The following is a 21,821-nucleotide window of genomic DNA, read 5'->3' on the forward strand; positions in this document are numbered from 1 at the left end:
TTACGAGCGGTTCGTCTCGTCGGTGTCGTCGGCCGCACCCGACCCGTTCGTCTCGGCCGTCTCGTCTACGGGCGGGTCGGCGGGCTGTTCGTCGAGCAGTCGTTCCTCGATGGTTTCGAGGCCGCTCCCGCCGACGGCGGACTCGGCGAGGAAGTGACCGCCGAGCGCCGCCGGGCTGATGACGGTGTTGGCCCCGGCGCGGCGGAGCTTTCGCTCGTTTTCGCGCTGGGTCGCCGCCGCGACGATGTGCACGTCGGGGTTGAGCTGTCGCGCCGTGAGGATGGCCAGCGCGTCTTCGGCGTCGTTGTTGGTGGCGACGACGACCGAGCGGGCGGCGTCCACGCGGGTCCGCTGGAGCGCCTCCTCGTCGCTCGGGTCGTCGGTGACCACGTCGTAGCCGCGGTCGGTGAGGCGCTTGGCGCGGCTCTCGTCGGGCGTGACGATGACGACGCGGGCGCGGTCGCCGAGCTCTTCGAGAATCGGTTCGGTCAGCTCGCCGTAGCCGAGGACGAGGACGTGGTTCTCCAGGATGTCGAGTTGTGATTCGGTCATGCGTCCGAGTGCTTTGGTGAGTCGCGCTTCGATTGCGGGCGTGAGCAGGACACCGAGCGCCACGGCGAACGTCGCCACCGTGATGAGGAGCGCCGATATCCCGAACAGTCTGGCGATGGCGGTCCGCGGGTAGATGTCGCCGTAGCCGACCGTGCTGCCGGTGACGACGCCGAAGTAGAACGCGTCGAACAGCGTCTCGATGCCGTTGAACTGCTCTCTGAGCGCCCACGCGCCGGCGGTCGCGTAGGTCTGTGCGCCCGCGATGGCGAGCAGGGCCGACAGCTGTGTCGCCGTCAGGTCGAGGTCGCGGTTGAACGCCCTGTGGTTGAAAAGCAGGAGCGCGAGGCTGATAAGCGAGAGGCCGACGAGCGGTGCCGCCCGTTCCGGCGACTGGACGAGCCCCTGCGCGGCGGTCACCGGGAGCAGCACCGCGGTCGAGTACCACGCGGCGCGGTAGCGTCGGCGGAGCCCGAAGACGCTCGCGAGGAGCAGAAAGCCCGTCAGCGTCCCGGTGAAGCCGGCGGTGATGCGGACCGCTTCCGGGATGTACGGTGCCAACACGCCGCCGGTGACCGGGGAGCTGATGTTGAGGATGCCGATGGCGACCGACAGAACGGCGGCGAAGAACACCGTCCCAATCGTCGCGCGGGCACCGACCCACTCGCGTACCGAAGCCATGTCTCTCCCAGTTCTGGCGTCCGAGGCCAAAAACGGTCGGGTATCGGCCCGTCACGGGCGCGTCGTCACGTCTTTATCCCGTCGGCGAGTGTACCGGTCCATGGCTTCACTCCCCGTCGAAGTCGTTTACGGGCTGTACTTCGGCGTTCTCACCGGGCTCGTTCCGGCCGCCGTCGCGTGGCTCCTCGGCTTCGGCTTCCGCTACGTCACCGGCGTCACCGTTCCGGGCCTCGCCGTCGTCGTTCTCAGCGTCGCCATTGCGGGCGCGAGCGGCGGTCTCATGGCGCTGGCCGACCCGACGATTACCCAGTCGGAGAGCCAGGTCAGGCTGACGGTCGCGCTGCTTGTCGTCTTGATGGGGGCGCTGTACGCGCACAACCGCGGGGACGCCTTCGCCAACGACATCCCGCGGAAGATGTCGCTGCGAAAGCTCACCGAGCGGTCGCTCTCGACCGACGTGGTCGAACTCGTCGGCGGCCGCGGGCAGGTCAGCGTCACCGTCACCGGCGAGGTCGGCGACATCGAGGGCTACCCGCCGGTCCCGCTCGACATCCGTACCAGTATCCGAAACGGCGAGTGGACGTTCCCCGCCGATATCCCGCTCGTGGAACTCGAATCGCGGTACGCCGACCGCCTGCAAAACGAGTTCGACCTCGCCGCCGTCGAGGTCAGACTCGACGAGCGAGCCCGCGCGACCGTCTCCGCCGCGGCCCCGGTCGGCGGCCTCTCGAAGCGCCTCCCGACGGGCAAGCGCGCGGTGTCGGTGACGGCGCTCGTCCCGACTGGACTCGCGCGCGGCGACGAGGTGGTCGTCGTCACCGACGGCGGCACCGTCTCGGCGAGCGTCGCGGGGGTCGAATCAGTCGTCGAGACCCCGAGCGACGCCGACGAGGACGAGGACGACGCGGACGCCCCGAAGGCCGCGCCGCGCGCGCCGACGGCCGTCGGCGGCGAGGGCCGCGTCACGCTCGCGGTCGACCGAGGCAAGGTCGAATCGCTCCTCGGGAGCGACGCGGAGCGATTCATCGTCACCTCCCGCGGCGTCCGCCGGGAGTTCGAACTCGTCTCCCTGCTCCGCCGCGCGGGCAAGCGCTTCTCGCGGCTCTCGGTCGGTGCAGAGGGGCCGCTCGACGGGGTAACACTCGGGAAGGCCGGCGTCCGCGACGCCTACGGCGTTGCGGTCCTCGCGGTCCGCCACGGCGGGAACTGGACGATTGCGCCGCGGGGTGACCAGGAGGTTTCCGCCGGCGACACGCTCTACGCGGTCGGGTCGAGAAGCGACCTGACAGCCTTCGAGGGGGCGGTCGCGTGATGTTCGCCGCCCTCGCCTCGGCCGCCGGGTCCGCTTCGGCCGCACCCGCAGCCGACCTGCTCGCGGCGGTCGGACAGTCGGCGACCGCCGGACAGGTGTCGATTCCGCCGGTGGACGACTCGCTCGTCCTGCAGATTCTCCGGTTCGTCGGACTCGTCGTCGGCGCGTTCGTCGTCTCCGCGATCGCCTCGCTGCTCTACCGGTGGTACACCCGGGAGATAATCCCGCGGGCGCTTTCGGTCCTCTTCGGCGGGGCGGTCGTCGCGCTCTACCTGAACACGATCGGCCTGTTCGGCGCGTTCACCACCGGCACCGAGACCGAGGTGTTCCAACTCGACACCGTCCTCTTCAACACCGCGTCGCTCCTCGGCGGAGCGCTTATCGCGCCGGTCGGCCGCGTCGCCGGCGACCGGCTCACGACCGACGTGTTCGCCGTCGCGGGCGCGAAGGAACTCGACGCCGACGTGAGCCGGCTGGTCCGGACCGTCGGCCGCGTCACGTCGGTGACGCTCCCCGAGGACATCGCCGACATCGAGGGGTACGACCCGGTCGGCGAGGCCGTCAAGACCCAACTGAGCGGGAAGACGCTGCTGTTCCCCCGACGGCTCAGCGAGGCCGAACTCCGCGACCGACTCGCGACGCGCATCAAGGACGACCACGGCGTCGGCCACGTCGACGTGGAGTTCGAAGCCGGCGGGAACGAGGTGTCGTACCTCGCGCTCGGCAGTCGCGCGGCCGGCCTCGGGCCGACGCTCGCACCCGGCACCGTCGCGGTCGCCATTCGCGGCGACCCCGGTTCCGGCGCGGCCGCCGGCGACCCCGTGCAGGTCTGGTCGGTTCCGAAGCCGGCGGCGGACGACGAGAACGACCCGTCCGACGACGCCGTCGCGGGAGCGACCGACGCGACTGAACCGGCCCAGTCCGCCGAACCGACGGCCGAGACGCCTCCCGGCGGTTCGGGGTCGCTGTCCGACGGCGGCACCGACGCGCCGGCCGCACCGGCCGCACCGGCCGCACCCACCCGCGTCGCCTTCGGCGAACTCCGCGGCGTCGCCGACGACGTGGCGACCGTCGCCCTCGACGAGGAGGACGCCGACCGCCTGACGAGCGGCGAGCAGTACCGACTCGTGACGCTCCCCGCGGACCCCCACGTCGACCGCGAGTTCGCGTCGCTCCTCCGGAACGCCGACGAGACGATGGCGGTCACGACCGTCGCCCCGGGTGCCGACCTCGACGGACTGTCAGTTTCGGACGTAGACACGACTGTCGTCGCCATCCGGTCGGCGAACCGTCCGGTGGACGCGATTCCCGGTCGGGGTCGCGAACTGGCCGCCGGCGACACGCTCTACGTCGTCGGCCGGCCGGAGGTCCTCCGGAAGGTCGAACGCCGGGCGACGACCGACACGAGCCGAACCGACGGCGGAGACGACGGAGACGGAGACGGAGACGAAAACGGCGACTCCGACGGCGACGGGCCGCGGTCGTCGGGGGCGCAATCCTCATGAGCGCCGGGCGACGAGACGGGAGTATGGAGTGGAAGCTGTTCGCCGACCTCGCGGAAGTCACCGGCACGCGGACCGTTCGGGTCGACGTCGACGGCGACGCGACCGTCGGCGACGCGCTCGACGCCCTCGTCGGGGCGCACCCGGCGCTCGAATCGCGGGTGTTCGGCGACGACGGCGAACTGTACGACCACATCAACGTCCTGCGGAACGGCGAAGCCGCCGCGCTCGGCGAGGAGGCCGCCGCCGGCGACGAACTCGCGCTCTTCCCGCCGGTCAGCGGCGGCTAGCGCGTCGGAGCGCCGCGCGAACCGGAACCGTTCTCGAATTCGACTCACACCCCGCGAGCGACGGGTCCGTCGGCACTCGGGCGCGGGAGACGGAGATGGTGCTGAAGACGGAGACGTGACCACGGGCTCGAAACGGGCGACTCGTCGGGGCGGAAACGGGTCGTTCGGGGGGTCTGAAAAGAGAAAACGGCGGGAACGCGTCGCGGTCGAACTCGAAACGGGAGGGCGGCTTCGTGGGTCGTTACTCGCTCGGGCGCGGCAGCGCCGTAAACAGCGTCTGGACGATGGAGAAGGGGTCGTAGACGGACTGGTGGCACTGGCAGTAGACACCGTTTTCGCCGCCGAACGTGGCGGAACTGGCCGCCTGCTTGTAGCCGGGGACACAGCAGAAGTGGGTACACTTGTTGAGCCACGCGATGACGCCCTGGTCCGTCGAGGCGGCGAGCCACTCGTTGTCCTGTGCGGCTTCCTCGATGCGCGTCGAGCGGAGCACCTGAATCGGCATCGTGTTCTCGGCGCCCTCGGAGCGCCAGGTGCCGGTCGCGGGCATCCCGATACCGGCTCGCCCGATGCCGTTGCCCCACGTCTCGTACTCGTCGAAGTCGTTGACGTTCAGGCGGTCGCCGGAGCTGTACGTCTCGGACTGCCAGTCGTATCCGCCGCTGTCGGAGCGGAAGTAGTTGTCAGACTCGTAGGTCGGGTTCAGGCCCTCGTAGGTCTGCACGCCGCAGTACTGGAACCAGTCCTGCGAGTAGGTGACGCCCGTCCCCTGGTAGTCCTCGGTGAGGGCGAGGTCGACTTCCACACCGTTCTGCGTGACGGTCTGAACCTCCGGCCAGACGCCGCGGATGTAGCCCTCGTCGTCGATCTCGATCGGTATCTGCGGCATGCCGCGCGGTGCGGGACCGGCGGTGTTCTCGATGGCGTACGCCTGCGTCGGCCCCCCACCGGTACCGGTGGATGACGTTGCGCTGTTGATGGCGGCCGCGCCTGTCGTTCCCACGCCCGCGAGCGTCGCTCCCCCGACGACGCCCTTGACGAACCGACGGCGACCCGAGTCGGCGGGGTACTTGTCGCTATCGCTCATACTCTCACCTTCGAGGCGGCCAGTAAAAGCGTGACGAATCCACCGTGGTAGTACGCCCCACGAAACGGCCGCCAGCGAGGGGGTTCGACCGCTCGAACGCGCGGAATTCGTCGGTCGTCGAAAACTGGACGAAAACGTGCGTAACGTTCGTTTAGAACCGACTTCCGGGCAAATTTTCGACGTTACTCGTGGCCTTTTAGAATGTGCTACTCGTATCCGAGTACGATGCGATTGCACACCAGAGACGTGCGGCAAGATGTTCGCGAGCTCGGGGCGTTGCTCGGGGACGTGCTCGAAGCGCAGACGTCGACGGCGTCGTTCGAGACGGTCGAAGAGCTTCGGCAGGCGGCCATCGCCTACCGGAAGGGCGAGTCCGGGTCGCGCGAGCGGCTCTACGACGTGGTCGGCGACCTCGAACCGGAGCGCGAGAGCGTCGTCGCCCGCGCGTTCACCACCTATTTCGAACTCATCAACCTCGCCGAGGAGCGCGAGCGCGTTCGCGTCATCCGCGAGGCGTCCCAGGAGGGGACGCTCGAAGACGGTATCCTCGACACGCTCGACGCGCTGGACGACGAGGAGGTCGACGAGGAGCTTCTGGGACGGGTCCTCGAAGACGTGCTCATCGAACCGACGTTCACGGCGCACCCGACCGAGGCACGCCGCAAGACGGTGAAATCGAAGCTCCGCTCCATCGCCAACCGGCTGGAGACGCTCGACGAGCGCCGTCTCACCGACCTCGAACACGACCAGGAGTGGCGGCACGTCGTCGCCGAGGTGACGAGCCTCTGGCAGACCTCGCAGGTCCGCGACCGCCGCCCGGAGCCGACCGACGAGGCCCGCAACGTCCAGTGGTACCTCGAAAACACCCTCTTCGACGTGGTCGGCGAGGTGTACGAGGAACTCGAAGAGGAGCTTCGGGCCGAGTACCCCGGCCTCGACGTGCCGAAGCTGTTCGAGTTCCGGTCGTGGGCCGGCTCCGACCGCGACGGCAACCCGTTCGTCACGCCCGAGGTGACAGAGGACACGCTCGAACGCCAGCGCAGCGTCGCCCTGGAAAAGTACAGCGACTCGCTCAAGCGTCTCTCCGGTGTGCTGAGTCAGGACGCGACGCGAATCGACCCCGGCCACGAGCTCGAACGCTCGCTGAAGGCCGACCGCGAACTCCTCCCCGTCGTCGCCGAGGAGGCCGACGAGCGCTACCCCAACGAGCCGTACCGCCAGAAGCTCAAACTGATGCGCGAGCGACTCCGCCGCGTCGAGGACGTGCGCCCGAACGGCTACGCGGACGAGAGCGAGCTCTTGGCCGACCTCGAAGTCATCGACGCCAGCCTCCGGCGGACCGGCGCGGCGCAGGTCGCGGACGTGTACGTCGAGCCCCTGATGCGGCAGGTCGACACGTTCGGCTTCACCCTCGCCAGCCTCGACCTCCGCGACCACCAGGAGAACCACACCGAGGCCGTCCACGAGGCGCTCGCCCACGAGGGCCTCGACTACGAGGGTAGCTCGGAGGCGGAGCGCGTCGAACTCCTCACCGACGCGATTCTGCAGGAAGAGCCCGTCGTCGACCTCGAAGACCCCGGCGACATCTCCGAGACGGCCGAGCGCGTCCTCCGCCGGTTCCGCAAGCTCGGCGAGTGGCAGCGCGAGTACGGCGTCGGCGCTATCGACACCTACTGCATCTCGATGACCGAGGAACCCTCGCACGTCCTCGAAGTGCTGTTCCTCGCCGACCAGGCGGGCGTCGTCTCTCTGCCCGACCACTGCGGCATCGACGTGGTCCCGCTCCTCGAGACCGAGTCCGCGCTCAACGGCGCGCGCCGCATCATGGGCACGCTGTTCGAGAACGAGGCCTACGGGACGGCGCTCGCCGCCCGGAACGACGTCCAGGAGATTATGCTGGGCTACTCCGACTCCAACAAGGAAAACGGCTTCCTCGCCGCCAACTGGGACCTCTACAAGAACCAGCGCCGCCTCGCCGACATCTGCGACGACTTCGACGTGACGATGCGGCTGTTCCACGGCCGCGGCGGTTCCATCTCCCGCGGCGGCGGTCCGATGAACGAAGCCATGCTCGCGCTCCCGAACGAGACCGTCACGGGGCAGATTAAGTTCACCGAGCAGGGCGAGGCCATCGCCGAGAAGTACGCCAACCCGCGCATCGCCGAGCGGAACCTCGAACAGATGCTCAACGCCCAGATTCGCGCCCGCCTGCAGGCGATTCGGACGCCCGAAGAGGAGGTGCCCGACCGCTGGGTCGACGCCATGGACACCATGGCGGCCGCCGCCCGCGAGGAGTACCGGAACCTCCTCGAATCCGACGGCTTCGTCTCCTACTTCGAGCAGGCGACGCCCATCACCGTCATCGAGGAACTCAACCTCGGCTCCCGGCCGGCCTCTCGGTCCGACGAGCGCAGCGTCGAGGACCTCCGCGCCATCCCGTGGGTGTTCTCGTGGACCCAGTCGCGGTGTATCCTCCCCGGCTGGTACTCACTGGCCGCCGGCGTCAACGCCTTCCTCGAAGACGGCGGCGACATGGACGACCTCCGCGAGATGTACGACGAGTGGGCGTTCTTCCGGAGCACGTTCGACAACGCCGCGATGGCGCTGGCGCGCACCGACCTCGAAATCGCCACGGAGTACGCGAACCTCGCCGACGAGGAGCTCCGCGAGGAGTTCTTCACCCGCCTCACCGAGGAGTACGAGGACGCCGCGGACCTCATGCTCGACATCAGCGAGCGCAGCAGTCTCCTGAAGCGCGAGTGGCTCGAAGAGAGCCTCCGCCGCCGCAACCCCTACGTCGACCCGCTGAACCTGCTGCAGACGCACCTGCTGTCGCAGACCCACCGGACCGACGAGGAAGAACAGACCCTGCGGCTCACGGTCAAAGGTATCGCCGCCGGGATGAAGAACACGGGATAACGCGAACGCGACACCGACGCCGACGCCCTCGGCCACCCGCCGAAGTCGTCACCGTCACCGTCGCCGCGCCGTCGGAGCGACTTACGCCCGACGGAGGTCGTACGGATTCGAACAGACCGGACAGGTCTGCCGCGCGACGCGATACTCGCTTTTTAACCGCTGTCTGACACCGTCGAAGTCGGCGTCGCCCTCGTATCTCGATTCCACTTGCTGTCCGCAGTGCGGGCACACCACCACCACCGTTGCCATATTCGGCAGTACGGCCGAGTCCATCATATATGTTCACCCTGTTTGTGGCGGGGTCCCACGGCCCGCTCTGTCAGGGATTCGTCGGCGACGAAGACGACGCACAGCGGGGCGCTCGCGGCGAAAATGAGGGTTCTCAGCGTCCCGGCATCGGCCGGGTCGGCTCGACTCAGGTCAGGCGTGGTTCCACGGCGCTTCCTCGAAGTCGACGATGCGGTGAGTCGAATCGAGGTCGTCGATGGCGGCCACGTCCTCGTCGTCGAGGTCGAGGTCGAGCGCGGCGAAGTTGTCGCGGATGTGGTCGGGCGAGGCGGCCTTCGGGATGGGCGTCGCGCCCTTCTCGATGAGCCACGCGAGGGCGACCTGCGCGGGCGAGGCGTCGTGCTTCTCGGCGATGTCGACGATGACCTCCTCGTCGGCGACCTGGTTGCGCGCGATGGGCGAGTAGGCGACCAGACGGTGGCCGCGTTCCGCGGCGAGCTCGCGGAGTTCGGCCTGCTGGAGCATCGGGTGCATCTCGACCTGGTGGGCGAACACGGGCGCGTCGAGCGTCTCGATGGCCGATTCGAGCTGGTCGGGTCGGAAGTTGCTCAGGCCGACGTTGGCGACGACGCCCTCCTCGACGAGTTCGTCGAGGGCCGCGAGCGTCTCGTCCTCGTCGTAGCTGTCGAGCGGCCAGTGAACGTACAGCAGGTCGATGGTGTCGACGCCGAGCTTTTCGGCGGACTCGCGGGCGGTCTCCAGCACGTCGTCGGAGCCGAGGTTGTCGGTGTCGAGCTTCGTCGCCACGAACACGTCGTCGATGTCGACGTCGGATTCGGCGAGTCCCTCGCCGACGAACTCCTCGTTGTGGTACATCTGGGCCGTGTCGACGTGGCGGTAGCCAACGTCGAGGGCGGTCTTGACGGCCTCGACGCACTCGTCGCGGTCTTCGAGCTTGTACGTCCCGAAGCCGAGTCGCGGGAAGTCCTTCATGCACGGGTGGTCGTGGGCGGGCGAGTCAAATCCTGCGGTTGCGGAAGTCGTGCGTACACTTACCACCGCTCCCCCGGTCATCGAGGGTATGCCCTCCGAGAAGGAGAAGATGCTCGCGGGCGAACTGTACGACGCGAGCGACCCGGAACTCGTCGCGGAACGAAAGCGCGCGCGGCGGCTCACGCGCCTGTTCAACGAGACCGACGAGACCCAAACCGAGCGCCGCGAGGAACTGATTCGGGAACTGTTCGGGGAGGTCGGCGAGTCGTTCGAAATCGAGCCGACGTTCCGCTGCGACTACGGCTACAACGTCAGCGTCGGCGAGAACTTCTTCGCCAACTTCGACTGCGTCTTCCTCGACGTGTGTCCAATCACGCTCGGCGACAACTGCCAGCTCGCGCCGGGCGTTCACATCTACACCGCGACCCACCCGCTCGACGCCGCGGAGCGAATCAAGGGCCCCGAGTCGGGGGAGCCGGTGACCGTCGGCGACAACGCGTGGCTCGGCGGCCGGGCGGTCGTCAACCCCGGCGTCACCATCGGCGACGACGTGGTGGTCGCCTCGGGCGCGGTCGTCACGAAGGACGTGCCCGACTCGGTGGTCGTCGGCGGCAACCCGGCGCGAGTCATTAAAAGGCTGGACTGACCGGGGACGCGCCGCCGAGTCGGCGTCATCGTCGCGTCGCCGTCGCGCGATTCTCGCGGATTCGGGAGCGTGCGGTGCTCTGGCACACGATGTTCCCTCCGAAATGGTTTTGAAGTACGCTCGCACACGGTCAGTATGCCGACGGACGAATACGACCCAGAGATGGGGCGCAAGTTCATTTTCGTAACCGGGGGTGTCATGTCCGGCCTCGGGAAGGGTATCACGGCCGCGAGCACCGGCCGACTCCTGAAGAACGCCGGGTTCGACGTCACCGCGGTCAAGATAGACCCGTACCTGAACGTCGACGCCGGGACGATGAACCCCTACGAGCACGGGGAGGTGTACGTCCTGAAAGACGGCGCTGAAGTCGACCTCGACCTCGGGAACTACGAGCGGTTCCTCGGCGTCGACATGACCGCCGACCACAACATCACGACGGGCAAGACCTACCAGCACGTCATCCAGAAGGAGCGCGACGGCGACTACCTCGGGAAGACGGTCCAGATTATCCCGCACGTCACGGAGGACATCAAGCGCCGCATCCGCGAGGCGGCCGAGGACACCGACGTGTGCATCGTCGAGGTCGGCGGCACCGTCGGCGACATCGAGTCGATGCCGTTCCTCGAATCGCTCCGCCAGTTCGCCTCCGAGGAGGAAGACGGCGACGTGCTGTTCACGCACGTCACGCTCGTCCCCTACTCGAAGAACGGCGAGCAGAAGACGAAACCCACCCAGCACTCGGTCAAGGAGCTTCGGAGCATCGGCCTCCAGCCGGACATCCTCGTCGGCCGCGCCGACGACAAGCTCGAACCGGCGACGAAGACCAAAATCGCGCAGTTCTGCGACGTGCCGGACGCCGCCGTGTTCTCCAACCCCGACGTGCCGGACATCTACCACGTCCCGCTGATGGTCGAAGAGGAGGGCCTCGACGAGTACGTCATGGAGCGGCTCGGCATCGCCGACGAGGCGCTGCCGAAGGAAGACCGCGACAACCGCTGGCGCGAGCTCGTCACGGCCGACCGGACCGGCTCGGTCGACATCGCGCTCGTCGGCAAGTACGCCCTCGAAGACGCCTACATGTCCATCCACGAGGCGCTCAAGCACGCGGGCATCGAGTGCGGCGTCGACGTGAACATCCTCTGGGTCGACTCCGACGAGATGCTCGACAAGCACGAAGAGCGACTCAAGGACGCCGACGGCGTCGTCGTCCCCGGCGGCTTCGGCTCCCGCGGAACCGGCGGCAAAATCGAGGCCATCCGCTACGCCCGCGAGAACGACATCCCGTTCCTCGGCCTCTGTCTGGGCTTCCAGATGGCCGTCGTCGAGCAGGCCCGGAACGTCCTCGGCCACGAGGACGCCCACTCGGCCGAACTCGATCCCGACACGCCGTACCCCGTCATCGACCTCCTGCCCGAGCAGTACGAGGTCGACGAGATGGGCGGCACGATGCGCCTCGGCGCGCACGACACCGACATCGACGCCGGCACGCTCGCGGAGGCGGTGTACGGCGACACCTCCTGTACGGAGCGCCACCGCCACCGCTACGAAGTGAACCCCGAACTCATCGACGAACTCGAGTCCGAGGGGCTCCGCTTCTCCGGCCGCGCCGAAAACCGCATGGAGATTCTCGAACTGACGAACCACCCGTTCTTCTTCGGAACGCAGTTCCACCCCGAGTTCCGCTCTCGACCCGACCGCGCGAGCCCGCCGTTCCTCGGCTTCCTCCGCGCGGTCCTCGGCGAACTCGACGCGCGCGAACTCGGCAACGAAGAGGTGACAGCATAATGGTAAACGTAGACGAATTCATCGAAGACGCGACCGCATCGATTCGTGACCAAATCGGCGACGAGCACGCCATCATCGCCCTCTCGGGCGGCGTGGACTCCTCGGTCGCCGCGACGCTCGCCTACGAGGCCGTCGGCGAGCAGCTCACCCCGGTCTACGTCGACACCGGCCTGATGCGCAAAGGCGAGACCGAGCAGATCGCGGACACCTTCTCCTTCATGGAGAGCCTCCGCGTCGTCGACGCCCGAGACCGATTCTTCGACGCCCTCGAGGGCGTCGTCGACCCCGAGGAAAAGCGCAAGGTCATCGGCGAGCAGTTCATCCGCGAGTTCGAGCGCGAGGCGAAGGAGACCGACGCCCAGTACCTCGTGCAGGGGACCATCTACCCCGACCGCATCGAGTCCGAGGGCAACATCAAGTCCCACCACAACGTCGGCGGCCTGCCGGACGTGGTGGACTTCGAAGGCATCGTCGAACCCGTCCGCGACCTCTACAAGGACGAGGTCCGCGAGGTCGCCCGCGCGCTCGGCCTCGAATCCATCATCGCCGAGCGGATGCCGTTCCCGGGGCCGGGCCTCGCGGTCCGCGTCCTCGGCGAAGTCACGCCCGAGAAGGTGCAGGTCGCCCGCGACGCGTGTCACGTCGTCGAAGACGAGACCGAAAAGCACGAGCCGTGGCAGGCGTTCGCCGCCGTCATCGGCAAGGGCACCGGCGTCAAGGGTGACAACCGCGTCCACGGCTGGATCGTCTCGGTCCGCTCCGTGGAGTCGCGCGACGGCATGACCGCTCGCGCACAGGAACTGCCGTGGGACACCCTCCAGCGCATCCAGTCGCGCATCACCGGGACGAACGAGAACGTCGCCCGCGTCGTCTACGACGTGACCCACAAACCGCCGGCGACCATCGAGTACGAATGACGACGGCAGTCGTCGCGGGGACCGACCCCGACGGACTCGGCGAGGCGCTCGAAACCGAGGGCGCGACGGTCGTCCGCGTCAGCGGTATCGCCTCCGCCGACTCGCTCGGCGAGGCCGGCATCGAGGACGCCGACCTGTTCGTGCTCACCGATATGGACGACGCGACGGCCATCTCGGTGGCGAAGGAGCTGAACCCCGACGTGCGCGTCGTGACCTACGCCTACGACTCCCTCCCGGAGTTCGCCACGGCGCAGGCCGACCTCGCAATCGACCCGAACCTGCTCGCGGTCGACGTGGTCGCAGAAGAACTCGTCTGAGACGGTCAGGAACGCCTGACTGTCTCGACGCGAAGATTTTCTTTCAAGAATTGTTTTGTAGAAATATTAATCTCTTTATGGACCTTCATGACGGTTGCAAATGTCGTCTTTCTCCCGACGAACGATGCTGAAGAGCCTCGGCGCAACTGGACTCCTCCTCGCCGGGGGTGTGACCACAGCGGCGGCACGCCCCGGCGGCGTCGCCGCGGGTGACGCGCGGTTCCGAGTCGGCCACTTCTCGCCCGACGCGCCCCCCGTAGACGTGTACGTGAACGGCGACCCCTTCCCCGGCCTACAGGGCGTCCCGTTCGGCGTCTTGTCCGACTATTTCACCGTCCCGGCGGGGACGTATCAGGTCGAGGTGACGCCCGCGGGTGACCCCTCGACGGTCGTCATCGACGCCTCGGTCACGCTCCGACGCAACCGCGATTACACCGTCGCGGCGACCGACGTGCTCGACGACATCACGCCAGTCGTGCTCACGGACACGAACCGGCCGGCACCGTACGGCAAAGCCAGAGTCCGCGTCGCGCACTTCTCGCCCGACGCGCCCGAAGTCGACATCGTCGTCAAGGACGGCCCGACGCTGTTTTCCGGACTTGCGTTCGGCGACGTCTCGCACTACGAGACGGTGCCCGCCGGGACGTACGACCTGCAGGTCGTCCTCTCGTCGGACGAGAGCGTCGTGCTCGACCTCCCCGGAACGACGCTCGAAGGCGGCCGGACCTACTCGGTGTTCGCCATCGGGTTCGCCCTCGGCGGGTCGCCCGGCTTCAGCGTCCTCCCAGTCGTCGACGCCGTCTCGCCCGCGCGCGAGCGACCGTCCAACGGGAACCCGTCAAACGGGAACGTCTGCCGCGTGCGCTGAGTCGAACGCCGGTCGCCGCCCTCCCGTGCGGTCGGCGGCGGACCCACCCCATTTTCCGACGAAACTCGGCGAAATTCGGCGTCTTTCGAGCCGAATCTCGCGCCAACGACCGCAAGCCGGTGCGTCGGTTTCCACCCTTCAATACCGCGGCGTGCAGAGCGAGCGACGTCGCGGGGCGACGGCGGTTCCCCACCAGTCATCGCGCGGACCGCCCGGTCGCGCCGCGACGCCCCGCAGACACACGGACACCTACCAATGACACGCACCAGACGACGCTTCCTCACGTCCGCCGCTGGAATCGCCGCCGCAACCACCGCCGGCCTCGCCGGCTGTCTGGGCACCGCGTCCGCGACGACGGGGACGCTCTCGGCCCGCGTGAGCGACAAGCCCGGCGACATCGCCGACTTCGAGTCCTGCGTCGTGACGGTCTCGACGGTCCGCGTCAAGCCCGATGACGGCGAGGCGGAGTCGCTCGACGCGGGCGACGCGGAACTCGACCTCGTCGAACTACAGGGCGACGCCTCGGCGCTCGTCGAGGAGTTCGAACTGGAGAGTGGCACCTACGAGTCCCTGCAGGTCGAGGTGTCGGAGACCGACGCGACCCTCACCGACGGGTCCTCGGCGACCGTCGAGGTGCCCGGGTCCGCCCCGCTGAAGTTCGAGCGGTCCTTCGAGATTCGCGCCGACGAGACGACCACGTTCACGGCCGACTTCACGCCCGTCAAGGCCGGCAACGCGGGCAAGTACGTCCTCCAGCCCGTCGCCGACGAGGTGACGGTGACGTACGAGTCAACGGAGACGACGGCGAACGAGACGGAGACGAACGGGACGACGACCGATTCGACCGCCACCGAAACGACGACGAACGAGACGACCTCGTAACGCGGCTCCTCTCGCCTGTCACTCCCGCTGAGGCGACGCTCCCCCGGTTTCAGTTCGCCCCGCTTTCGTTCTTCCTGCGCCTCGGCCCACCCCCTTTCGACCACCGCCCCGAGAGTCGAAACCGACCGACAGCGGCGGGTAACCCCGGCCCGCGTTGCCATGGTCGAAACCCCCTTTTGGCGTCCCCGCCGATAGCCGGTGACATGGTTCGGGTCTCGACCGGCGCGCGCATCCACTTCGGCTTCCTCAATCTGAGCCTCGCCCGCGACCGCCTCTACGGCGGCGTGGGCGTCGCGCTCGACGAGCCGCGGGTGGTCGTCGCCGCCGAGCCCGCGTCCGACGTTCGGTGTCGGCATCCCGCCGCCCGCGAGTACGCCGAACAGGCGGTCGACCTCCTCGGAGCCGACGGCGTCGACCTCTCGGTCGAGCGCACCCTGCCGCGACACGCCGGCCTCGGGAGCGGGACACAGCTCGCGCTCGCGGTGTTGCGGGCGGTCGGGGCCGCGACGGGCCGTGAGGCCGACGTGCGCCGACTCGCCCCCGAGATGGGTCGCGGCGGCCGCTCCGGCGTCGGCGTCGCCACCTTCGAAGCCGGCGGGGCCGTCCTCGACGCGGGCCACCCGACCGCGCGGTTCACCACCGACCGACCGGAAGACGGTTCGTGGTCGGTGCCGGCGGTCGCCGCCCGACACGAGATACCCGACCGCTGGCGGTTCCTGCTCGTCGTCCCCGACGCGGACCCCGGCCGCAACGGCGCGTCCGAGGAGTCGAGCATGCGCTCCGTCGTCGAGCGCGCGGACGCACAGACCGGCGACCGAATCGCCGGCATCGTCACGCGCCGGCTCCTCCCGGCGCTCGCCGAGGGGTCCGCCGAGCGCTTCGGCGAGGCCGTCGAGTCCGTCGGCCGGCTCAACGGGACGTGGTACGCCGACGAGCAGGGGGGCGTCTACCGCCCGCCGGTCGGCGCGCTCGTCTCGTCGCTGTCCGAGTCGCCGGTCGTCTACGGCGCGGGTCAGTCGTCGTGGGGGCCGACCGTCTACGGCGTGACCGACGCCGACCACGTCGACGAGGCGGTCGACGCGGGGCGAGCAGCGCTGGCCGACGCCGACATCGACGGGAGCGTCTCGGTCGCCCGCGGGCGGAACCGCGGCGCGAGCGTGGAGTGAGCGCGCGGGACGACGGGACGGGAGCGCCGGCGGCGGAACCTCGCGTCGCGCTCCCCGAAACGCCTAACCGACGCGGCCGAGTCGGATTCGATATGTCTCAAATCCCCTTCGGCGTCCCCCGCCTCGACAGCATCATCGGCGGCGGCGCACCCCCGGGGAACGTCGTGCTCCTCGCGGGGGAGTCCGGCGCGGGCGCTCGGGAGTTCCTCTACACGAGCGCGACGATGAACGCCCTCTCGCACACCGACGAGGAGCTGTTCGACCTCCACTACGGCTCGCTCGCGGACACCGCGACGCCGCCGCCGGAGATTCACTACGTCTCCTTTACCGCCGGCGAGGAGTACCTGCGCCGGGAGATGGGTTACACGATGGACGACGAACTCGTCGAGTCCGCGGTCGAACACATCGAGTTCCACGACCTCTCGCCGGAGTACTTCCAACTCAGTCCGATTCCGCGCGAGTGGTACCTCGGCCAGCCGACGAAGTTGGAGGACCTCGGCCACCGACACAACCGCGAGTCCGTGCTGGGCGCGTTGGGGACCACCCTGAGTCAGCACGCGCCCGGCAACCTCGTCGTCATCGACTCCCTGACCGACCTCGTGGCGAGCCAGTCCGACGAGATGACGTGGTCTGACATCGCGATGGTCATCAAGGGACTGGAGAAGGCCTCCTACCAGTGGGGCGGACTCATCCTCGTGCTCGTGAGCACCGAGGCGCTCTCGAAGACCGAACTCGGCGTCCTCAAGGGCGCGACCGGCGGCTCGCTGCTCTTCGAGTGGGAGTCCGGGGGGTCGAAGCGCGCGCGGACCATGGTCGTCCAGGAGTTCCGCGGCGTGCTCGCCCGGTTAGAGAGCGAGAACATCGTGCAGTTCGAGACCGAGATCAACGAGAGCGGCCTCGACGTGAGCGACGTGCGGAAGATTCGCTGATTCGACTGTCGGACCACCGAACAGTCGCGAATCCGGGGATAGTTCTTAAGGCTGCGTAGACAAACTGGAAACGAAGATGGAAGGGGAAGACGGGGTGTCGCTCCCAGACGACCTCCGCACGTGGGTCGAGGCGCGCGCCGACGAGGAGGGCGTCGACCCGGAGACGGTGCTCGCACGGGCCCTCGGGACCTATCGGCTCGCCGTGAGCGACGCGGGCGAATCGCTCGACGACGCGGACGCGGTCTCGGACCGCCTCGGCGGGGTCGAAGCGCGCGTCGATGAACTCGAAGGCGAACTGGACGAGAAGATATCTGACGTTCGGATGCGCGTCGTGCAGGTCAAGCGCGAGGCGGACGAGAAGGCACCGCGCGACCACACCCATCCGGAGTTAGACGCCGAACTCGACCGACTGGCCGACGACGTGCGCGCGGCTCGAAACCGCGTGACCGACCTAGACGAGCGGGTCGACGCCGGCTTCGAGAACTTCGAGGAGATTCTCACCTACCTCGACGAGACGACCGCGACGCTCGACGAGAACCTCCGGACGGTCGCGCGGACGCTGCTCGACCTCCGCGGTCGGGCGGCCGACCTCGAAGCCGCCGACCTCGAACGAAAGGCGCTCGCCGAACTCCTCCGCACCGCGAATGCCACCGGCGAGAAGAAAGCGCGATGCGAGGAGTGCGACGAGACCGTCCACCTGGACCTGCTCGCGGAGCCCCGCTGTCCGTCGTGTCGGTCCCCGTTCCGCGAGCTGTCGTCCTCGCCCGGTTTCTTCGGGTCGGCGACGCTCCACACCGGCCGGCTCCCCGCGCTGGAATCGGCGGACGACGCCCGCGCGACCGACGAGGTCGCCGACCTCCTCGACGAGGCGGTTACCGGCGTGGTCGACGACGCGACCGACGGCGACGACGACCGATACGCCCCCCGGGAGGAGGAGAGGGAGTCGGCTCAGCAGGGTGCCGCGCCGGGGAGCGAACACGGCGACGACTGAAGACTCACGAGGACGATGACCGACGACAATTCAACAGACGACGCGGCGGAGGGCGAGCCATCCGTCTCCGGCGACCGCGACGACTCATTCGGACGCGCCGACCCGGGAGACGACAGCGCCGAGGCCGCCCGCGCCCCGGACGGAGGCCGCGACGGGCGAAGCGACGACGCCGACTCGGCCCCGCTTTCGGACCTCGCCGGACGCGTGGCCGAGCGCCGCGCACGCTCGCGCATCACCGACCAGCGCGACGAGACGGACGAACTGTTCGAGTCGGTCGAGGTCGGCGAACTCGACCGCGAGGACGTGTGGACGGCGCTCGTCGAAGGCGGGGACGACGAGCGCGCGGCGGGCGTCGGCGTCGGAGCCGAGGCCACCCCCGTCGACGACGGCGACGGCGTCTCGGACCACGTCGTCCCCAAGACCGAGTTCTGCCAGCGCTGCGAGCACTTCGGCGAGCCGCCGGAACTCGCGTGCCACCACGAGGGAACGACCATCGTCGAACTCGAAGACAGCGACCACTTCCGGGTGCGGAACTGCCCGATGGTCGAGAAGGACGACTGACGGCGGCGGGACGGCGGGTCGGTTCGGATTCTCCCGACGACGCCGCGGAGTGACAGCTTCTTTGCCCTCGGTCCGCTACCGCCGGGTATGCAGTTCTGCGACGAGTGCGGTTCGATGATGGTGAGCCAGAACGGCGCGATGACCTGCACGAACGACGACTGCGGGGGGACCGCCGAGCGCGACGAAGAGCTCGCGGCGGAGTTCGTCTCCACCGAGGCGCAGTCCGGCGACGAACTCATCGAGACCGAAGAGGGCGCGGAGTTCGAGGGCAAGCCGACCGCGAAGGACGTTCACTGCGACGACTGCGGCCACACGAAAGCGTGGTACACCATCAAGCAGACCGGGTCGGCCGACGAACCGCCGACGCGCTTCTTTAAATGTCAGGAATGTGGGTATCGGTGGCGGGAATACAACTGAGAGACTGACTGCCTATTTTACACATTCTATTTTGAAGATGTTTTTGCTTTACTGCCTGTTTGTGCGTTTGTTAGATATGGGTGTGATTTAAATTGCTACCCTGATTATGAAATATAAATGTCATTCCATGAGTTCGTTGGAATCGGGCTTTCAATAATTGCTGTTGGAATCTCGCTTCATACGAAATACCAGCAACGGCAGAAAGACAAACTGAGAGAGTTGGCGAATAAGCTGAAACGAGTGCAAGATGACCTTCAGTGTATAGAGAGAGAAGTAACTAATCCCCGTACACATGAGGATATTGAACTGAGCCTTACAGATATACCCAGAGAGATGCTTGCTTGTAAACACGAACTTGGAAAAGATAATATTTCTATATTTACAGAGGTAACAACTGGATTTAGAAGCGATTCGAACGATGTTCCTGACCCGGACAAATTGTCAAATAAAATCAGATCTGATGAGCCTTACTTGGTAGAAGTGAAAATTGGGGATCGAAGTGAAATGTATCTTTCTGAGAGAAATTTTATGATCGACGACCCATTTCGGTATTCCTCAAGAGCACTCACAGAGTTGTCTGATATCGAAGAAGAATTTGGCACAACCATAGACGAATTCAACGACTCACTAATACCAGAGTTAAAGTCGCGATTGGAATCAATCATTCGGCGACACTCTGAACATATTATCCACAATGATGAATTTACCTTGCAAGTATCCCAATATGAATCGACCGAAGAGATGGGAACAGCCGTTTTTGAACAAATCTACTACTATGATGGAATAGAAGAGGACTTAGAAGGTCTGAGTGAGGTCTATGATGAAGTCGAGGATCTTCGGACCACAATATTACAGACAAGCTATTCGTAGACTATTTTATTAATATTCACAACACCACCCCCTCAAAGAGTCGAATCACCCCTCTCCCAACTCCGCGGCCGTCACCGCCCCCGGCCCATCCTCGACTTCGTCTTCGGCGTCAGCCGCGAGCGCGTAGCCGTAGGGAAGGAGCAACAGGCTCCCGAACCAGCCGACGACGAGCCCCAGAGCGCCGAAAATCGTCCCGACGACACCGATGGCGACGGCGTCGGCCGCGATGACGACCGCGACGAGCGCGACGCTCCAGCCGACGAGCGACTTCCACGACCCGCGGCGGATGCAGAAGCCGGCGAACAGGCCGAAGGCGGTCACGGCGCCGATGCCGGGGACGAGGACGTAGCGCATGCCGAGCGACCCCGTGTTGGTGAGCGTCGTCGCCAGCCACATGGCGACGAGCGTGCCGGGAACGACCAGTAGGGCAGTTCGGCGGTCCAGCGGGCGGGCGCGGCCGTGAATCCGGAACGCGCCGAGGAGGCCGAGGCCCGCGACGGTGTACGCCCAGCCGATGGGGTTGAACAGGAACCCGCCGACGATGGCGAGGAAGTTCCCGATGACTTCACCCGGGTTCGCGGGGGAGACGAGGTAGTGCGCGCCGCCGCGCTCGTAGAGCCCCGGCACGACGAACGTGCTGTTGGTGACGGTTCCCTCGTCGATGGCCTCGCGCACGTCGGCGCTGGCGTTTGAGGCGGGCGACGACGCCGCGGCGGAAACGGTCTCCCAGTCAGTCGGGTCGAGTTCGATGGTCGCGCGGACGGGGTCGCCTGAGACGTTCAGCGAGAAGCGATAGTACCGACCGTCGTAGACCGCGAACTCGGCGTCTTCGTTCACGTCCGAGAGAGTCATGTACGCCTCGGGTTCGATGTCGCCGCTGTACCGGCCGGTGCGGGCGGCGGTCGCGACCGGCTCTCGGAGTTGCGGCGTCTCGTTCACCGTCTCGTCGAGGTTGACCACGTCCGAGTCGTGGGAGGCGACGAGACCGGGCGGCGAGTCGGCTGTCACTTCCTCGGCTTGGTACGTCGATTCGATGGCCGAAGTGGAGGTGGCGACGGCGAACGACTGGCTCAGCGCGACGCCGACGAGGAGGAGGGCGACGACGGCGGCGAGTCGCTTGCGAGGGACCATGCACCCGGCTTCGGAGCCGAGCCAAAAATGTCGTTCGGTCGAATTGTCGTAGGTCGTTTCGTCACGGGTCGATGGCGTCGAAAGTGACCCCGTCGCTCACCCCCGCTCTCACTCGACGCCGAGGTTCGGGATGAGGAAGTCGGCGACGGCGGCCGCGACCTTCGCCTCCTGTCCGACGAAGAAGTGGTCGGCGGCGAACTCGACGACCGGTTGGTGGTACTCGCGGGCGCGCTCGACGACGGGTTCCCAGTCGGCGACGTCGTCGCGGGTGCCGTAGACGACCTGCACGGGCACGGGGATGCGGTCGAAGGCCGCGACAGCGTCGAGGTCGTCGGCGAGTCGCCCGGCGGGTCCGAGCGCGGAGACGGCGTCCACGGCCGCGCCCTCGGCGGCCGCGAGGAGCGCCATCGCGCCGCCGAACGAGAAGCCGAACAGGCCCACGCGGTCGTAGCGCTCCGCGGCCCACTCGACCGCGCGGAGGGTGTCGGCGCGCTCGCCGTAGCCCTCGTCCCACGCGCCGTAATCGAAGCGGAGGCAGTCGACGCCGCGGGCGGTGAGCGCGTCGCTGACGGCGACGAGGCGGCCGTCGCCGCGGTGGCCTTGGTGTTGTGGATGGGGCGGACAGGCGACGACGACGGCGTCGCTTCGGGTCGCCCGGTCGTCAGTGTCGTCCGCGCCGTCTCCGCGGGCGCGGTCGAGGGTCGCCCGCACGTCGCGCCCCCCGGGAACGAGAATCGTCTCGGTCATAGAGACAGGTTGCGCTGGTGAGGTTTTAAGCCG

The 21,821-nt window shown here is 67.5% G+C and carries 22 protein-coding genes; 16 read left to right on the forward strand and 6 right to left on the reverse strand.

Going from position 1 to position 21,821, the window contains the following annotated elements; genetic code table 11:
• A complete protein-coding gene (locus ABY42_RS13080; protein WP_050459707.1) occupies nucleotides 1-1,230 on the reverse strand; it encodes an NAD-binding protein in 1,230 nt (409 codons plus the stop codon).
• Between the two features lie 100 nt (nucleotides 1,231-1,330).
• Here ABY42_RS13080 and ABY42_RS13085 point away from each other — a divergent pair, with 100 nt between their 5' ends.
• From ABY42_RS13085 to samp1, 3 genes are read left to right on the forward strand one after another with little or no spacing between them, the layout of a single operon-like run.
• Nucleotides 1,331-2,542 (forward strand): potassium channel family protein, encoded by a 1,212-nt coding sequence (locus ABY42_RS13085; RefSeq protein ID WP_050459708.1) that lies wholly within the window; start codon nucleotides 1,331-1,333, stop codon nucleotides 2,540-2,542.
• The gene (locus ABY42_RS13090) at nucleotides 2,542-4,047 is read left to right on the forward strand and encodes a cation:proton antiporter regulatory subunit (RefSeq protein ID WP_082220679.1); all 1,506 of its coding nucleotides are present in this window, start codon (nucleotides 2,542-2,544) and stop codon (nucleotides 4,045-4,047) included. Before ABY42_RS13085 ends, ABY42_RS13090 begins: the two co-directional genes overlap by 1 nt.
• 23 nt (nucleotides 4,048-4,070) lie before the next feature.
• A complete protein-coding gene (gene samp1, locus ABY42_RS13095) occupies nucleotides 4,071-4,334 on the forward strand; it encodes a ubiquitin-like modifier protein SAMP1 (RefSeq protein ID WP_004974807.1) in 264 nt (87 codons plus the stop codon).
• Between the two features lie 241 nt (nucleotides 4,335-4,575).
• Here samp1 and ABY42_RS13100 read toward each other — a convergent pair whose 3' ends face one another.
• Complete coding sequence (locus ABY42_RS13100; RefSeq protein WP_004974806.1) at nucleotides 4,576-5,421, reverse strand: Rieske (2Fe-2S) protein; 846 nt, start codon at nucleotides 5,419-5,421, stop codon at nucleotides 4,576-4,578.
• Between the two features lie 225 nt (nucleotides 5,422-5,646).
• Between ABY42_RS13100 and ppc the strand changes: the two genes are divergently transcribed.
• Nucleotides 5,647-8,340, forward strand: a complete 2,694-nt coding sequence (gene ppc, locus ABY42_RS13105; protein ID WP_050459709.1) for a phosphoenolpyruvate carboxylase — start codon at nucleotides 5,647-5,649, stop codon at nucleotides 8,338-8,340.
• 81 nt (nucleotides 8,341-8,421) lie between these two features.
• Here the strand turns inward: ppc and ABY42_RS19465 are convergent, their stop codons facing one another.
• Both ABY42_RS19465 and ABY42_RS13110 read right to left on the reverse strand, forming a co-directional pair.
• Nucleotides 8,422-8,589: a hypothetical protein gene (locus tag ABY42_RS19465; RefSeq protein WP_155821702.1), complete on the reverse strand. Its 168-nt coding sequence runs from the start codon at nucleotides 8,587-8,589 to the stop codon at nucleotides 8,422-8,424.
• A gap of 171 nt (nucleotides 8,590-8,760) precedes the next feature.
• Entirely contained in the window at nucleotides 8,761-9,561 is an 801-nt protein-coding gene (locus tag ABY42_RS13110) for an aldo/keto reductase (protein ID WP_050459710.1), read from the reverse strand.
• A gap of 88 nt (nucleotides 9,562-9,649) precedes the next feature.
• Here ABY42_RS13110 and ABY42_RS13115 point away from each other — a divergent pair, with 88 nt between their 5' ends.
• The 12 genes from ABY42_RS13115 to ABY42_RS19470 all read left to right on the forward strand — a co-directional run bounded on the left by ABY42_RS13115 (nucleotide 9,650) and on the right by ABY42_RS19470 (nucleotide 19,910).
• Nucleotides 9,650-10,207, forward strand: a complete 558-nt coding sequence (locus tag ABY42_RS13115; protein WP_050459711.1) for a maltose acetyltransferase domain-containing protein — start codon at nucleotides 9,650-9,652, stop codon at nucleotides 10,205-10,207.
• A gap of 135 nt (nucleotides 10,208-10,342) precedes the next feature.
• Nucleotides 10,343-11,992, forward strand: coding sequence for a glutamine hydrolyzing CTP synthase (gene pyrG, locus ABY42_RS13120; RefSeq protein WP_004974799.1), 1,650 nt, complete (start codon nucleotides 10,343-10,345; stop codon nucleotides 11,990-11,992).
• Nucleotides 11,992-12,909, forward strand: a complete 918-nt coding sequence (gene guaA / locus ABY42_RS13125; RefSeq protein WP_004974798.1) for a glutamine-hydrolyzing GMP synthase — start codon at nucleotides 11,992-11,994, stop codon at nucleotides 12,907-12,909. The genes pyrG and guaA overlap by 1 nt, the downstream gene beginning before the upstream one ends.
• Nucleotides 12,906-13,226, forward strand: coding sequence for a DUF7126 family protein (locus tag ABY42_RS13130; RefSeq protein ID WP_004974796.1), 321 nt, complete (start codon nucleotides 12,906-12,908; stop codon nucleotides 13,224-13,226). Before guaA ends, ABY42_RS13130 begins: the two co-directional genes overlap by 4 nt.
• A 124-nt stretch (nucleotides 13,227-13,350) precedes the next feature.
• The gene (locus tag ABY42_RS13135) at nucleotides 13,351-14,094 is read left to right on the forward strand and encodes a DUF4397 domain-containing protein (protein WP_050459712.1); all 744 of its coding nucleotides are present in this window, start codon (nucleotides 13,351-13,353) and stop codon (nucleotides 14,092-14,094) included.
• 255 nt (nucleotides 14,095-14,349) lie between these two features.
• A complete protein-coding gene (locus tag ABY42_RS13140; RefSeq protein ID WP_050459713.1) occupies nucleotides 14,350-14,976 on the forward strand; it encodes a DUF4382 domain-containing protein in 627 nt (208 codons plus the stop codon).
• A gap of 203 nt (nucleotides 14,977-15,179) precedes the next feature.
• A complete protein-coding gene (locus ABY42_RS13145) occupies nucleotides 15,180-16,142 on the forward strand; it encodes a beta-ribofuranosylaminobenzene 5'-phosphate synthase family protein (protein WP_050459714.1) in 963 nt (320 codons plus the stop codon).
• Between the two features lie 92 nt (nucleotides 16,143-16,234).
• Nucleotides 16,235-17,071 (forward strand): RAD55 family ATPase, encoded by an 837-nt coding sequence (locus ABY42_RS13150; protein ID WP_004974790.1) that lies wholly within the window; start codon nucleotides 16,235-16,237, stop codon nucleotides 17,069-17,071.
• A 76-nt stretch (nucleotides 17,072-17,147) separates the two neighbouring features.
• Nucleotides 17,148-18,062 (forward strand): hypothetical protein, encoded by a 915-nt coding sequence (locus ABY42_RS13155; protein ID WP_050459715.1) that lies wholly within the window; start codon nucleotides 17,148-17,150, stop codon nucleotides 18,060-18,062.
• A gap of 15 nt (nucleotides 18,063-18,077) precedes the next feature.
• Nucleotides 18,078-18,623, forward strand: coding sequence for a hypothetical protein (locus ABY42_RS13160; protein WP_050459716.1), 546 nt, complete (start codon nucleotides 18,078-18,080; stop codon nucleotides 18,621-18,623).
• 87 nt (nucleotides 18,624-18,710) lie between these two features.
• Nucleotides 18,711-19,040 carry a transcription factor S gene (locus ABY42_RS13165; protein WP_004042747.1) on the forward strand — a complete coding sequence of 110 codons (330 nt, stop codon included), beginning with the start codon at nucleotides 18,711-18,713 and terminating at the stop codon, nucleotides 19,038-19,040.
• 117 nt (nucleotides 19,041-19,157) lie between these two features.
• Entirely contained in the window at nucleotides 19,158-19,910 is a 753-nt protein-coding gene (locus ABY42_RS19470) for a hypothetical protein (protein ID WP_156224411.1), read from the forward strand.
• Between the two features lie 45 nt (nucleotides 19,911-19,955).
• Here the strand turns inward: ABY42_RS19470 and ABY42_RS13170 are convergent, their stop codons facing one another.
• Together ABY42_RS13170 and ABY42_RS13175 are read right to left on the reverse strand one after the other, a co-directional pair.
• Entirely contained in the window at nucleotides 19,956-21,041 is a 1,086-nt protein-coding gene (locus ABY42_RS13170; protein WP_050459717.1) for a hypothetical protein, read from the reverse strand.
• A 108-nt stretch (nucleotides 21,042-21,149) separates the two neighbouring features.
• Nucleotides 21,150-21,788 (reverse strand): dienelactone hydrolase family protein, encoded by a 639-nt coding sequence (locus ABY42_RS13175; RefSeq protein ID WP_050459718.1) that lies wholly within the window; start codon nucleotides 21,786-21,788, stop codon nucleotides 21,150-21,152.
• Nucleotides 21,789-21,821 lie beyond the last annotated feature (33 nt).

Source organism: Haloferax gibbonsii (assembly GCF_001190965.1).
Classification (GTDB): Archaea; Halobacteriota; Halobacteria; order Halobacteriales; family Haloferacaceae; genus Haloferax; species Haloferax gibbonsii.

Bases quoted from the DNA above. Each gene is read 5' to 3' on its own strand.
- ABY42_RS13080 (WP_050459707.1), bottom strand. From the start codon at position 1,230: ATGGCTTCGGTACGCGAGTGGGTCGGTGCCCGCGCGACGATTGGGACG.
- ABY42_RS13085 (WP_050459708.1), top strand. From the start codon at position 1,331: ATGGCTTCACTCCCCGTCGAAGTCGTTTACGGGCTGTACTTCGGCGTT.
- ABY42_RS13090 (WP_082220679.1), top strand. From the start codon at position 2,542: ATGTTCGCCGCCCTCGCCTCGGCCGCCGGGTCCGCTTCGGCCGCACCC.
- samp1 (WP_004974807.1), top strand. From the start codon at position 4,071: ATGGAGTGGAAGCTGTTCGCCGACCTCGCGGAAGTCACCGGCACGCGG.
- ABY42_RS13100 (WP_004974806.1), bottom strand. From the start codon at position 5,421: ATGAGCGATAGCGACAAGTACCCCGCCGACTCGGGTCGCCGTCGGTTC.
- ppc (WP_050459709.1), top strand. From the start codon at position 5,647: ATGCGATTGCACACCAGAGACGTGCGGCAAGATGTTCGCGAGCTCGGG.
- ABY42_RS19465 (WP_155821702.1), bottom strand. From the start codon at position 8,589: ATGGCAACGGTGGTGGTGGTGTGCCCGCACTGCGGACAGCAAGTGGAA.
- ABY42_RS13110 (WP_050459710.1), bottom strand. From the start codon at position 9,561: ATGAAGGACTTCCCGCGACTCGGCTTCGGGACGTACAAGCTCGAAGAC.
- ABY42_RS13115 (WP_050459711.1), top strand. From the start codon at position 9,650: ATGCCCTCCGAGAAGGAGAAGATGCTCGCGGGCGAACTGTACGACGCG.
- pyrG (WP_004974799.1), top strand. From the start codon at position 10,343: ATGCCGACGGACGAATACGACCCAGAGATGGGGCGCAAGTTCATTTTC.
- guaA (WP_004974798.1), top strand. From the start codon at position 11,992: ATGGTAAACGTAGACGAATTCATCGAAGACGCGACCGCATCGATTCGT.
- ABY42_RS13130 (WP_004974796.1), top strand. From the start codon at position 12,906: ATGACGACGGCAGTCGTCGCGGGGACCGACCCCGACGGACTCGGCGAG.
- ABY42_RS13135 (WP_050459712.1), top strand. From the start codon at position 13,351: ATGCTGAAGAGCCTCGGCGCAACTGGACTCCTCCTCGCCGGGGGTGTG.
- ABY42_RS13140 (WP_050459713.1), top strand. From the start codon at position 14,350: ATGACACGCACCAGACGACGCTTCCTCACGTCCGCCGCTGGAATCGCC.
- ABY42_RS13145 (WP_050459714.1), top strand. From the start codon at position 15,180: ATGGTTCGGGTCTCGACCGGCGCGCGCATCCACTTCGGCTTCCTCAAT.
- ABY42_RS13150 (WP_004974790.1), top strand. From the start codon at position 16,235: ATGTCTCAAATCCCCTTCGGCGTCCCCCGCCTCGACAGCATCATCGGC.
- ABY42_RS13155 (WP_050459715.1), top strand. From the start codon at position 17,148: ATGGAAGGGGAAGACGGGGTGTCGCTCCCAGACGACCTCCGCACGTGG.
- ABY42_RS13160 (WP_050459716.1), top strand. From the start codon at position 18,078: ATGACCGACGACAATTCAACAGACGACGCGGCGGAGGGCGAGCCATCC.
- ABY42_RS13165 (WP_004042747.1), top strand. From the start codon at position 18,711: ATGCAGTTCTGCGACGAGTGCGGTTCGATGATGGTGAGCCAGAACGGC.
- ABY42_RS19470 (WP_156224411.1), top strand. From the start codon at position 19,158: ATGTCATTCCATGAGTTCGTTGGAATCGGGCTTTCAATAATTGCTGTT.
- ABY42_RS13170 (WP_050459717.1), bottom strand. From the start codon at position 21,041: ATGGTCCCTCGCAAGCGACTCGCCGCCGTCGTCGCCCTCCTCCTCGTC.
- ABY42_RS13175 (WP_050459718.1), bottom strand. From the start codon at position 21,788: ATGACCGAGACGATTCTCGTTCCCGGGGGGCGCGACGTGCGGGCGACC.